11 protein-coding genes are annotated in these 11903 nt (G+C 54.5%); 5 read left to right on the top strand and 6 right to left on the bottom strand.

Features of this window, described 5'->3' with window-relative positions:
• The first annotated feature begins 126 nt into the window (after window positions 1–126).
• Together ACFE33_RS04070 and prpE are read left to right on the top strand one after the other, a co-directional pair.
• The gene (locus tag ACFE33_RS04070; RefSeq protein WP_380057261.1) at window positions 127–2412 is read left to right on the top strand and encodes an NADP-dependent malic enzyme; all 2286 of its coding nucleotides are present in this window, start codon (window positions 127–129) and stop codon (window positions 2410–2412) included.
• A 101-nt stretch (window positions 2413–2513) separates the two neighbouring features.
• The gene (prpE, locus tag ACFE33_RS04065) at window positions 2514–4403 is read left to right on the top strand and encodes a propionate-CoA ligase PrpE (RefSeq protein WP_380057258.1); all 1890 of its coding nucleotides are present in this window, start codon (window positions 2514–2516) and stop codon (window positions 4401–4403) included.
• A gap of 29 nt (window positions 4404–4432) precedes the next feature.
• Here the strand turns inward: prpE and ACFE33_RS04060 are convergent, their stop codons facing one another.
• Window positions 4433–5194, bottom strand: coding sequence for an NAD kinase (locus ACFE33_RS04060; RefSeq protein WP_380057255.1), 762 nt, complete (start codon window positions 5192–5194; stop codon window positions 4433–4435).
• A 185-nt stretch (window positions 5195–5379) separates the two neighbouring features.
• On the opposite strand from ACFE33_RS04060, the gene glyA reads away from it, so the two are divergent.
• Window positions 5380–6675, top strand: coding sequence for a serine hydroxymethyltransferase (gene glyA / locus ACFE33_RS04055; RefSeq protein ID WP_380057252.1), 1296 nt, complete (start codon window positions 5380–5382; stop codon window positions 6673–6675).
• 38 nt (window positions 6676–6713) lie between these two features.
• On the opposite strand, the gene ACFE33_RS04050 is transcribed toward glyA, so the two are convergent.
• Window positions 6714–7085 carry a hypothetical protein gene (locus tag ACFE33_RS04050; RefSeq protein ID WP_380057250.1) on the bottom strand — a complete coding sequence of 124 codons (372 nt, stop codon included), beginning with the start codon at window positions 7083–7085 and terminating at the stop codon, window positions 6714–6716.
• A 77-nt stretch (window positions 7086–7162) separates the two neighbouring features.
• On the opposite strand from ACFE33_RS04050, the gene ACFE33_RS04045 reads away from it, so the two are divergent.
• A complete protein-coding gene (locus ACFE33_RS04045) occupies window positions 7163–7918 on the top strand; it encodes an alpha/beta fold hydrolase (RefSeq protein WP_380057247.1) in 756 nt (251 codons plus the stop codon).
• Here ACFE33_RS04045 and ACFE33_RS04040 read toward each other — a convergent pair.
• From ACFE33_RS04040 to lepA, 3 genes are all read right to left on the bottom strand, one after another.
• Window positions 7915–8097 (bottom strand): hypothetical protein, encoded by a 183-nt coding sequence (locus ACFE33_RS04040; RefSeq protein ID WP_380057244.1) that lies wholly within the window; start codon window positions 8095–8097, stop codon window positions 7915–7917. The two genes, ACFE33_RS04045 and ACFE33_RS04040, sit on opposite strands and share 4 nt — an antisense overlap.
• A 47-nt stretch (window positions 8098–8144) precedes the next feature.
• The gene (locus ACFE33_RS04035) at window positions 8145–8702 is read right to left on the bottom strand and encodes a PhnA domain-containing protein (RefSeq protein WP_380057242.1); all 558 of its coding nucleotides are present in this window, start codon (window positions 8700–8702) and stop codon (window positions 8145–8147) included.
• A gap of 204 nt (window positions 8703–8906) precedes the next feature.
• Window positions 8907–10706 (bottom strand): translation elongation factor 4, encoded by a 1800-nt coding sequence (gene lepA / locus ACFE33_RS04030; RefSeq protein ID WP_380057240.1) that lies wholly within the window; start codon window positions 10704–10706, stop codon window positions 8907–8909.
• A 380-nt stretch (window positions 10707–11086) separates the two neighbouring features.
• Here lepA and ACFE33_RS04025 point away from each other — a divergent pair, with 380 nt between their 5' ends.
• The gene (locus tag ACFE33_RS04025) at window positions 11087–11308 is read left to right on the top strand and encodes a hypothetical protein (RefSeq protein ID WP_380057237.1); all 222 of its coding nucleotides are present in this window, start codon (window positions 11087–11089) and stop codon (window positions 11306–11308) included.
• Window positions 11309–11353: 45 nt separating this feature from the next.
• Here the strand turns inward: ACFE33_RS04025 and ACFE33_RS04020 are convergent, their stop codons facing one another.
• Complete coding sequence (locus ACFE33_RS04020) at window positions 11354–11872, bottom strand: copper chaperone PCu(A)C (RefSeq protein ID WP_380057234.1); 519 nt, start codon at window positions 11870–11872, stop codon at window positions 11354–11356.
• Window positions 11873–11903: the final 31 nt, after the last annotated feature.

Below are 11903 nucleotides of genomic sequence, written 5' to 3'. Positions count from 1 at the left end.
TGCCCTGCCCCCTCATTGGATGCAAGGGTTCTCGGGCGTTGGCCCATTCACCTTGACCTTATGTCAGTCATTCGGATAGGCAGTACGAAAGATAGTTTAATGCTAAACTAATATGGGAGGCCCGCCATGAGTGATGCAAAAAAAGAGACCATCCGCCAAGATGCGCTTAACTACCACGAATTTCCCAAGCCCGGAAAACTGGAAGTTCGCGCAACCAAGCCCCTCGCGAACGGTCGTGACCTTGCACGGGCCTATAGCCCCGGCGTCGCCGAAGCCAGCCTAGAGATCAAGAACGACCCCTCGACTGCTCGTAAGTACACCTCGCGCGGTAACCTTGTTGCTGTGGTCTCGAACGGCACGGCGGTGCTTGGCCTCGGAAATATTGGCGCTTTGGCGAGTAAGCCCGTGATGGAAGGGAAAGCCGTCCTTTTCAAAAAATTCGCGAATATCGACTGTTTCGACATTGAGCTTGACGAAAAAGACCCAGAGAAGCTCGCCGAAATCATTTGCGCGCTTGAGCCGACCTTCGGGGCGATCAACCTTGAGGACATCAAGGCGCCAGACTGTTTCATCGTCGAGAAAATATGTCGCGAGCGGATGAACATTCCCGTTTTTCACGACGATCAGCACGGCACCGCAATCGTCGTCGGTGCAGCGGCGACAAACGCCCTGCGCGTCGCGGGCAAGAAGTTTGAAGACATCAAAGTTGTTTCAACAGGTGGCGGCGCCGCAGGAATTGCTTGCCTTAACATGCTCCTAAAGCTTGGGTTAAAGCGTGAAAACGTTTGGCTCTGTGATATTGACGGCCTCGTTTACGAGGGCCGCACCACGGAAATGACACCGCAGAAGGCGGAGTTTGCGCAAAAGAGCGACCTGCGCACACTTGATGACGTGATCGAAGGTGCCGACCTTTTCCTTGGTCTTTCTGGGCCTAACGTTCTTAAGCCTGAGATGGTCGCCAAGATGAGCAAGCAGCCAATCATCTTTGCGCTTGCGAACCCCAATCCAGAAATCCTTCCAGAAGAAGCGCGCAAAATTGCCCCAGATGCGATCATCGCAACGGGGCGAAGCGACTATCCGAACCAAGTAAACAACGTTCTCTGCTTTCCATTCATATTCCGCGGCGCTCTTGATGCTGGTGCAACTGAAATCAATGACGCGATGCAAATCGCATGTATTGAAGGGATTGCCGAACTCGCGCGCGCGACCACAAGTGCCGAGGCTGCTGCCGCATATCAAGGCGAGCAAATGACATTCGGACCAGATTACCTGATCCCCAAGCCGTTCGATCCCCGTCTTATCGGCGTGGTGGCAAGTGCGGTGGTAAAGGCAGCAGCAAAGAGTGGCGTCGCCGAACGCCCGATTGAGGATCTGGACGCATACAAACGCGAGCTTGATGGCTCTGTGTTCAAATCCGCGCTCCTCATGCGCCCCGTTTTCGAGGCATCCGCAACAACCGAGCGCCGTATTGCCTTTGCCGAAGGCGAGGACGAACGCGTTCTGCGCGCCGCGAGTGCGATGCTTGAGGAAATGACTGACAAGCCAATCCTCATCGGTCGTCCGGACGTTATCGAAGCACGTTGTGAACGCGCGGGCCTCGCTATCCGGCCTGATCGCGACTTCGAGATTGTGAACCCAGAAAGCGACTCTCGTTATCGTGAGTACTGGCAAACCTATCACAAGCTGATGGCCCGCCGCGGTGTAACACCCGATATTGCCAAAGCTGTGATGCGTACCAATACGACTGCTATTGGCTCCATCATGGTGCAGCGCGGCGAGGCAGACAGCCTTATCTGCGGTACGTTTGGACAGTATCTTTGGCACCTGAAATATGTGACCGAAATCCTTGGAACCGGTGTCGGTGGGCTGCACCCCGTTGGGGCACTATCCATGATGATATTAGAGGATGGGCCGCTCTTTATTGCCGATACTCACGTACATCTGGAGCCCACGGCAGAAAACATCGCCGAGAGCGTGGTTGGCGCGGCGCGGCATGTCCAGCGCTTTGGCTTGGAGCCACGCATCGCCATTTGTTCCTATTCGCAATTTGGTAACCTCGATGGCGATACGGGCCGTCGCGCACGGGCCGCGCTTGATATTCTCGATAGCCAGCCACGTGATTTCATTTACGAGGGCGAAATGCACATTGATGCTGCACTAGATCCTGACGTTCGCGCGCGCATCTTCCCGGATTGCCGCCTAGAGGGCGTTGCAAACGTTTTGATCTTTACCAATGCCGATGCAGCCAGCGGCGTTCGTAACATCCTGAAAATGAAAGCGAATGGCCTTGAGGTTGGACCGATCCTTATGGGAATGGGCAACAAAGCGCACATCGTGACGCCGTCCATCACCGCACGTGGATTGCTGAACATGAGTGCCATCGCGGGCACCCCCGTCGAACATTACGGCTAGCAAACCCTTGGGGCGGCAATCGGCCACAGTGACGACACTTGCCGCCCTCCTTCCTCGCCGCTATCAATAAGCTGAGAGCGCGATTCTGAGGAGGATCAACCATGGGTTTTGCCCAGGTTTATGAAGCGTGGAAGAACGACCCCGAAACATTCTGGATGGATGCCGCCAAGGCTATTGATTGGGTTAAACCGCCCAGCAAGGCCCTATTTGATGATAATGCGCCACTCTATGAGTGGTTCAAGGATGCTGAAGTTAACGCATGCTATAACGCCGTGGACCGCCACGTCGAAAACGGCCGCGCAGATCAGACCGCCATTATCTATGATAGCCCCTTAACCCATACAAAACGCGAGGTTAACTTTCGCGAATTACGTGACCGAGTTGCCAGCCTTGCAGGTGCCTTGCGCGCCAAAGGTGTAGAAAAGGGCGACCGCGTTCTGATCTATATGCCGATGATCCCCGAATCCATGGAAGCCATGCTCGCCTGCGCGCGGCTCGGTGCGGTGCATTCGGTTGTGTTCGGCGGCTTCGCCTCCAATGAACTGGCAGTGCGCATAGACGACGCCAAGCCCAAAGCCATTATCGCAGCATCCTGTGGATTAGAGCCAGGACGTGTGGTGCACTACAAACCACTCCTTGATGGTGCGATCGAACAGGCGCACCACAAGCCCGAGTTCTGCGTTATTTTCCAACGAGAGCAAGAGGTTGCGCAGCTCATCGAAGGCCGCGATTTTAACTGGCACGGATTTCAGCATGGAATAGAGCCCGCCGAATGCGTCCCCGTTTCGGGCGATCACCCAGCGTATATCCTCTATACTTCTGGCACCACTGGCGCGCCCAAAGGCGTTGTGCGCGCAACGGCGGGGCATCTGGTTGCTTTGAACTGGACAATGAAGAACGTTTATAACGTCGACCCAGGAGAGGTTTTCTGGGCCGCGTCTGACGTGGGTTGGGTCGTGGGGCACAGCTATATTTGCTATGGCCCGCTTGTTCACGGAAACACAACCGTCGTGTACGAGGGCAAACCCGTCGGCACACCCGACGCGGGCGCATTCTGGCGGGTTATCTCAGAACACCGCGTACGCAGTTTCTTTACCGCGCCAACGGCATTTAGGGCGGTAAAGCGAGACGACCCCAACGGCGAGCACGTTGCCAAATACGACCTATCTCACCTCAAGGCAGTGTATCTAGCGGGTGAGCGCGCAGACCCCGACACGATCACGTGGGCGCAGGAAAAACTGGGCGTTCCGATTGTAGACCACTGGTGGCAAACGGAAACGGGCTGGCCCATTGCTGCCAACCCCCTTGGCATCGAAAAGCTTCCGACCAAACTGGGATCTCCATCTGTTGCGCTCCCGGGGTATGACGTTCAAGTTCTGGACGAAGGCGGCCATCCTATGGCGGCGGGTGAACTGGGCGCGATTGCGATCAAGCTCCCTCTTCCTCCGGGCACGCTTCCGACGCTGTGGAACGCTGAGGAGCGGTTCAAATCGAGCTACCTCAATCATTTCCCCGGCTACTACGAAACGGGTGATGCCGGATACATCGACGAGGACGGGTATCTCTATGTCATGGCCCGCACAGATGACGTCATTAACGTGGCGGGTCACCGCCTTTCGACGGGTGCAATGGAGGAAGTCTTGGCAAGTCATCCTGACGTAGCAGAATGTGCGGTCATTGGGGTGTCTGATCCACTAAAGGGCCAAATGCCGCTCGGTTTCCTGTGCCTAAATTCGGGTGTAACACGATCAATTGAGGACATCTCCGCAGAGGTCATCGCACTTGTGCGCGAGAAGATCGGCCCCGTCGCGGCCTTCAAAACAGCCATTACCGTTCAGCGGTTGCCCAAGACGCGCTCAGGCAAGATCCTTCGGGCGACAATGGTGAAAATTGCAGACGGAACCCCGTTCAAGACTCCCGCAACGATTGATGATCCCGTGATCCTTGATGAAATCCGCGATGCATTAAAGGGCGTTGGCCTTGCGAACTAACGAGCGGGCGGCAGGTATTGCCGCCCAATCTATTCGAACTGCTCTTTGATCAGCCGCTCCTCAAGCCCATGCCCGGGATCAAACAAAATTCGATGGGCAATGGACGGATCACTGGCGATCTCAACTGAAAGCACGTCCTTCTCGGAGCGACTATCGGCGGCAACCATGACGGGGCGTTTTTCAGGCTCCAGCACATCAAACCGTACCTTCGCCAGTTTCGGCACCAAAGCACCGCGCCACCGCCGCGGACGGAATGCCGCCATGGGTGTCAGCGCCAAAACATCTGCCCCAATGGGTAGGATTGGGCCATGTGCGGAATAGTTATATGCCGTCGATCCAGCCGGCGTCGAAACCAGAGCGCCGTCACAAATCAGTTCCGACAACCGAATCTTTCCATCAACCGTTATGCGCAATTTCGCAGCTTGTGGCCCCGCGCGCAGCAATGACACCTCATTGATCGCCAGTTCATCATGCTCCACACCGTCAGTCGACACCGAGTGCATCCGTAGCGGGTTCAGGATTTCCTCTTGAGCAACGGCAAGGCGCTCCTCAAGTTGATCATCCCCGAACTCATTCGTGAGAAAGCCGAGTGTTCCGCAATTCATTCCGAAAACAGGCGTATCCAAATGCTGTGTCGAATGCAGCGTTTGCAGCATAAGCCCGTCCCCGCCGAGGGCGACAATCACATCGCAATTATCCTCATCGGTGTTGCCATAGCGCGCCGTCAGTCGCTCGAACGCCGACTGTGCGGTGGCACTGTTGTTGGCTTTAAAATGAATCCTCGTGCCCATGGCTGCTCCCGTTTTGTGCAAGTTTGCGCGCGCAGATCGGAAACACAAGGCCAGAAAGGAAAATTTCGATCACAGAAATTGGTGCCCGTGCTGCAAATTATCATAGAAATCGGCCGAAACGGGCTTTTGCGGGCGGCGCGAGAGCGTTAAAAGGCGGCAACCTTTCACGCGCCATGGAGACTCCAATGACCGCAAATTCAAGTGATAACGGCTTCTTTACCGAAAGCCTCGAGACCCGCGACCCAGAAATCTTTGCGGTGACCCGCCAAGAACTAGGCCGTCAGCGCGACGAGATTGAATTGATCGCAAGCGAAAACATCGTTTCTGCTGCGGTTATGGAGGCTCAAGGCACTGTTCTTACAAACAAATACGCCGAAGGTTATCCAGGCAAGCGTTACTATGGCGGCTGTCAGTACGTTGACGTGGCCGAGCAGTTGGCGATTGATCGCGCCAAGGAACTCTTTGGATGTGAATTCGCTAACGTTCAGCCAAACTCCGGCTCACAAGCAAACCAAGGCGCGTTCACCGCGCTGATCAAACCGGGCGACACGATCCTCGGGATGAACCTTGCCTCTGGCGGGCACCTGACACACGGTGCGGCCCCCAACCAATCGGGCAAGTGGTTCAACGCGGTTCAGTACGGCGTCCGTCCACAGGACAACCGCATCGACTATGACCAAATCCAAGAACTTGCGACCGAGCATCAACCCAAGCTGATCATCGCGGGTGGTTCGGCCATCCCACGTCAGATCGACTTTGCCAAGTTCCGCGAAATCGCTGACAGCGTTGGCGCGTACCTCATGGTGGACATGGCGCACTTTGCTGGTCTCGTTGCTGCGGGTGAGCACCCCTCCCCGTTCCCACACGCGGATGTTGTTACGACCACAACACACAAAACACTCCGCGGCCCACGTGGCGGCATGATCCTGACGAACGATGCGGATATCGCCAAGAAGGTAAACTCCGCAATCTTCCCGGGCATCCAAGGCGGCCCATTGATGCACGTCATCGCGGGCAAGGCGGTTGCATTCGGCGAAGCACTTCGCCCAGAGTTCAAAGCATACCAAAAGCAAGTTCGCGCCAATGCGGTTGCTCTTGCGGACCAGCTAATGAAAGGTGGTTTGGACATCGTAACGGGTGGTACCGACACGCACGTGATGCTGGTTGATTTGCGCCCCAAAGGTGTGAAAGGCAACGCGACCGAGAAGGCCCTGCAACGCGCCAACATCACCACGAACAAGAACGGCATCCCATTTGACCCAGAGAAGCCATTTGTGACATCCGGTATCCGTTTGGGAACACCTGCGGGAACAACGCGCGGCTTTGGCGAAGCTGAGTTCCGCGAAATCGCAGACATGATCGTTGAAGTTGTCGACGGCCTCGCCGCAAATGGCGAAGAAGGCAACGCAGACGTCGAAGCGTCGGTAAAAACTAAAGTTGCCGCGCTCTGTGCTCGCTTCCCGATCTACCAAGACCTATAAAATTAATGCGTGGCCCTGCCGATGGTCGGGCCACGCACCTATAGATATCCGCGCCAGACCAAAACGGTTATGAACGCGCCAGCGGGTATCAGAAAAGCCCAAGCGACCCCGCCCAAAATTCCAAGCCAAAGCCCCTTGCGGCGATCGGAATTATCCGCTTTTTTCAAATATCTCATACAACTGGCATGCGCGCGCTGAACGCGCGACTGATCAACAATACGCGCCAATTTGGGATGTTCACTCAAGGTCGCGGCCTCGATTAACGTCTCTGCGTCTCGGCGCACATAGCGCGGCAAAAGGCGCCCACCGCGCCGAAGCTTCTTGTGTAATCCCGCGCCACCAACTGATAATTTCTTCTTCATATGATGCGCAACATCGTCGGCGCATTCTTGTGGGGATAATGAACTCATAAAAATACCTCTTGCGACCATTTTAGACTTTTGCGCAAGTCACTGGCAATATTGTTTTCCCCGCGCTAAGGACAGGTATGCTCAAAACATATTCTCAGGGCACCAGTTCCGCCCACCCGCCACTCTTGATTGTTCACGGCCTCTTTGGTTCTGCCCGCAATTGGGGTGTCATCGCCAAGCGCCTTTCGGATGATCGCGTAACCTATACCGTTGATATGCGAAACCACGGTGAAAGCCCGCGCTATCCCACACAATCATACGAAGACATGGCCCAAGACCTCGCGGAGGTTATCAAGGGCATAAAGGGCCCTGTGGACGTGCTTGGTCATTCAATGGGCGGCAAATCGGCGATGGTTTTGGCATTGCAATCGCCCGAGTTGGTGAACCGCCTCTTGGTGGCCGATATCGCACCTGTAAGATACACACACACACAGATGCCACTCATTCATGCAATGCGGGATCTGGACCTTTCGACTATCGAGAAACGCTCGGATGCTGACCGCGCTCTCCAACAGTCGATCCCCGAAGAGGGAGTGCGGGCATTTTTGCTGCAATCGCTTGATGTGAAGGCCAAGGAATGGCGCCTGAATCTTGATGTGCTGGGTGACGAAATGGACAAGATCATCGGCTTCCCAGAAGTTAGCGGGCAGTTCGACAAACCCACGCTTTTTCTATCTGGCGGCGCATCAGAATATGTCCTGCCCGAGCATCGCGCGGGTATCAAATCGCTGTTCACCGATGCCTACTTTGCCAAGATGCCGAACGTCGGGCATTGGCTCCACGCAGAAAAGCCGCGTGAATTCGAGGCAAGCATTCGCGCGTTCTTTAATTAGAGATCAGAGATTTTTCGCGACACGAAGTATGTCACAGGCAGTGCCACAACAAATCCGCAAGCTGCGGAAATCAAAATCGTGGTTACATTGTAGTGCCCCATCACCAACGAGATGATGACCCCCATCCCTGCAAGAGTGGGCGCGATAATTGTAAACATGAGCATCGTCAGTCGGTTCATTCTGCTCTCCTTCAATATCCGATATCTGGTTTACAGTTTCGGGTAGCTTAGCTCTTTTTGACAAACTTGGTAAGGATAACAATGCGCTGCCCCTCAACGCGCCCCTCGATCTGTTCCTCGTTGTCAGCCACAAGAGAAATGTTTCGCACGGCTGTCCCCTGCTTGGCGGTAAAGCCCGCCCCTTTTACTGGAAGCGCCTTAACAAGCGTTACAGTGTCACCTGCACTCAGGACGTTACCGTTACTATCCTTGTGAACAAGCGCGGGCTGTTCTGCTCCTGCTTTGGCCCAATCGAGCGTTTCCTGATCGAGGTACAACATATCAAAGAGATCATGCGCCCAAGCCTCATCGCGCAGCCGATCCAATAAACGCCAGACCAAGACCTTGACTGGCGCATGTTCGCTCCACATCGCCGAGGTAAGGCAACGCCAATGGTGCGGGTCCAGCTCACCGTCGATCTGCTCTCGGCACTTAGAACATAGGTGCGCCGACATGTGGACCGTATTGTCCGCATTTGGCCCCACGTCGTATTGCGCCAGATGTTCGCTTGTGCCGCATAGCTCGCATTGATCGCTAGAGCGGGCAGTAAGGGCAGAAAGTGGCATATGCGAACCTCCAAAAGGGCATCAACGGTATATGGTAAAGCGCGGCACATAGTAGCCATGATATAGATCAACTAACCGCGGCCAAAATGTCCGCAATCGTCAATTGATACGCGGAATATAATAGCAGATTGGAACCGTCGTGTCATCGCGCCCGCACCACGCATCACAGCGGCAACAAAAAACCCCGCCGAAGCGGGGCTCTTTTTAGTCGTCCATCTTGAGGGCGTTGATAAATGCCTGCTGCGGGATTTCAACTTTCCCGAACTGACGCATTTTCTTCTTACCCTTCTTCTGTTTCTCCAGAAGCTTTTTCTTACGGGTCATGTCGCCACCGTAACACTTCGCAGTCACGTCTTTGCGCATTGCCGAAAGCGTCTCGCGGGCAACAACCCGCCCACCGATTGCCGCTTGGATCGGAATCTTGAACATGTGACGCGGGATTAGCTCTTTGAGCTTCTCAACCATCGCGCGGCCACGCTGCTCGGCGCGGTCACGGTGCACCATTGTCGAGAGCGCATCTACGGGCTCTTCGTTCACAAGGACCGACATTTTCACAAGATAGTCTTCTTGATAACCGGTCATTTGATAATCGAACGACGCATAGCCCTTAGTCACAGACTTCAAGCGGTCATAGAAGTCGAAAACAACTTCGTTCAGCGGGAGGTCATAAACGACCATCGCGCGCGACCCTGCATAAGTCAGATCAAGCTGAACCCCGCGACGGTCCTGACACAGCTTGAGCACATCACCCAAGTATTCGTCAGGCACAAGAATTGTCGCCTTGATGCGCGGCTCTTCGATGTGATCCACCAACGTAAGATCAGGCATATCAGCGGGGTTGTGCAACTCCATCTGCGTGCCGTCTTTTAGGTGGATGTGGTAGATAACCGAAGGTGCTGTTGTGATAAGGTCAATATCGTACTCACGTTCGATACGGTCACGGATCACCTCAAGGTGCAGCAACCCAAGGAAGCCACACCGGAACCCAAAACCAAGTGCCGCAGATGTTTCCATCTCAAACGAGAACGAAGCGTCATTCAACGCAAGCTTCTCGATTGAATCGCGAAGATCTTCGAACTCGGCGCTATCGACTGGGAACAAGCCACAGAAAACAACAGGCTGCGCAGGTTTAAAGCCCGGAAGCGCCTGCGCACAGCCGCCTTTTTCGTGCGTGATCGTATCACCCACGCGGGTATCGCGAACCTGCTTGATTGACGCGGTGAGGAAGCCGATTTCACCTGGCCCCAACTCATCAACAACTTGCATCTGAGGACGGAAAACCCCAATGCGATCCACTGGATGAACCGAGCTATTCTGCATCATCTTGATCTTGTCGCCCTTCTTGAGGACTCCATCGATAATGCGCACGAGAACGATCACGCCGAGGTAGGCGTCATACCAAGAATCCACCAGCATCGCCTTGAGCGGCGCGTCACGTGTCCCTTTTGGGGCTGGCAACTCATTCACGATTGCCTCAAGCGTCTCGTGGATACCTTGGCCCGTTTTGGCCGAGACCTGAATGGCACCAGAAGCATCAATGCCAATGACATCTTCGATCTGCTCGGCAACGCGGTCGCAATCTGATGCGGGCAAGTCAATCTTATTGAGGACGGGCACGATCTCATGGTCGGCTTCCATCGCATGATAGACGTTCGCAAGCGTCTGAGCCTCGACCCCTTGACTAGAGTCTACAACCAAGAGCGAGCCTTCAACCGCACGCATCGAGCGCGAAACTTCATAGGCAAAATCGACGTGACCGGGGGTGTCGATAAGGTTGAGGACATAGTCCTTCCCATCGTCCGCTTTATACTCAATCCGAACAGTGTTGGCCTTGATCGTGATGCCGCGCTCGCGCTCGATATCCATGCTATCGAGGAGCTGCTCCTGCATGTCGCGCACTGCCACAGTGCCCGTCTCTTGGATGAGTCGGTCAGCAAGGGTGGATTTGCCGTGGTCGATGTGCGCCACGATCGAGAAATTACGGATTCTATCAAGATCTGTCATAGCGATTGATATGCTGTGCATTTGAGGTTTGGTCAAGCAGCGTTGATGTCCTAGAGCGCTCTAAGCCACGATATTTTACGCGAAACCAGCATTTTGCCGCGCAGCGATCAGTAGCGGCAGTGGATACCTCGGTACTGTGGCGATCCGTCCTGATTTCTTGGAATCGTAAGAATTGATTTATGGCGCAAAATTTGCCATAATAGCGCCGCAGCAGTTCATGTGATGACTCCGAAAAATTGGAGCGGACGTGATATTAACAATGACAGGCAATAGTTATGAAGAGTATTAAGCTGGCCGTATTGGCTCTTTCACTGGCTCCATTAGCCACTGTTTCGATTCCCGTTCCCCAAGCAGACGCAAGCACTATCGAACGAGCATGTATGAGCTCGAATCGTAAGCAAGCGTCGCGTCCGCTTTGTGGCTGTATTCAGGATGTTGCGGATATGATGCTCTCTCGCAAAGAGCAGAAGATGGCCGCGAAGTTCTTTGAGGACCCTCACAGGGCCCAAGAAGTGCGCCAATCCGATCGCAGCAGCGACGAGCGTTTCTGGCTTCGTTACAAAGAGTTCGGCAACACCGCACGTACGTTCTGCACCAGCTAACCAGACGTAGAGCAGGCGCAGCAATCGCCGCACCTGCCCGTTGATTTAGTGGTTGCTATGATCTTTGTCGCCATGGTCCATTTCGCCATGGCCGTGTTTCTTGTCGCCGTGCGCCATATCGTCGGCACGCTCGTTATCAACGGGAATATCAACGGCAACGTCCCCTGCCTTTTCAAAGTGCAAAGTAATCGAAACAGTTTCGCCGTCTTCAAAGCCCTTGGGCAACCCCATAAACATCACGTGGTCGCCGCCACGTTCAAGCGCGTGCATTCCGTCGGCCGGAATTGAAAAGCCTTCTTCGACGTGCATCATTTTCATAACGCCGTCGCCCATGTCCTTGTGGGTGTGAAGCTCAACGCGTGGAGCGGCGTCGGATGAAACCCCCACGAGTCGATCGGCTTCTCCGGTATTCATGATGTGGAAAAATGCAGCGCCTGTTTTCGCAACTTTAGTCGCAGAGCGCGCATAGGCATCATGGATTTCGATATCTGCGAATGCAGGGACAGCAAGTGTAGCGATAAGCGACGCAACTAGTGGCGCACGCAAGGAAGTAACAAAAGACATAGAGTGTCCTTTCTGAAGTGTATTTGGATTT

It is taken from the genome of Falsihalocynthiibacter sp. SS001 (genome assembly GCF_042445055.1).
Lineage (GTDB): Bacteria > Pseudomonadota > Alphaproteobacteria > Rhodobacterales > Rhodobacteraceae > Falsihalocynthiibacter.
This window is presented reverse-complemented; position numbering and strand designations above follow the sequence as displayed.

What these genes read in the sequence shown, in the direction of transcription:
- lepA (WP_380057240.1), bottom strand. Translation starts at nt 10,706, where the DNA reads ATGACAGATCTTGATAGAATCCGTAATTTCTCGATCGTGGCGCACATC.
- ACFE33_RS04020 (WP_380057234.1), bottom strand. Translation starts at nt 11,872, where the DNA reads ATGTCTTTTGTTACTTCCTTGCGTGCGCCACTAGTTGCGTCGCTTATC.
- glyA (WP_380057252.1), top strand. Translation starts at nt 5,380, where the DNA reads ATGACCGCAAATTCAAGTGATAACGGCTTCTTTACCGAAAGCCTCGAG.
- ACFE33_RS04060 (WP_380057255.1), bottom strand. Translation starts at nt 5,194, where the DNA reads ATGGGCACGAGGATTCATTTTAAAGCCAACAACAGTGCCACCGCACAG.
- ACFE33_RS04035 (WP_380057242.1), bottom strand. Translation starts at nt 8,702, where the DNA reads ATGCCACTTTCTGCCCTTACTGCCCGCTCTAGCGATCAATGCGAGCTA.
- ACFE33_RS04045 (WP_380057247.1), top strand. Translation starts at nt 7,163, where the DNA reads ATGCTCAAAACATATTCTCAGGGCACCAGTTCCGCCCACCCGCCACTC.
- ACFE33_RS04040 (WP_380057244.1), bottom strand. Translation starts at nt 8,097, where the DNA reads ATGAACCGACTGACGATGCTCATGTTTACAATTATCGCGCCCACTCTT.
- ACFE33_RS04025 (WP_380057237.1), top strand. Translation starts at nt 11,087, where the DNA reads ATGAGCTCGAATCGTAAGCAAGCGTCGCGTCCGCTTTGTGGCTGTATT.
- prpE (WP_380057258.1), top strand. Translation starts at nt 2,514, where the DNA reads ATGGGTTTTGCCCAGGTTTATGAAGCGTGGAAGAACGACCCCGAAACA.
- ACFE33_RS04070 (WP_380057261.1), top strand. Translation starts at nt 127, where the DNA reads ATGAGTGATGCAAAAAAAGAGACCATCCGCCAAGATGCGCTTAACTAC.
- ACFE33_RS04050 (WP_380057250.1), bottom strand. Translation starts at nt 7,085, where the DNA reads ATGAGTTCATTATCCCCACAAGAATGCGCCGACGATGTTGCGCATCAT.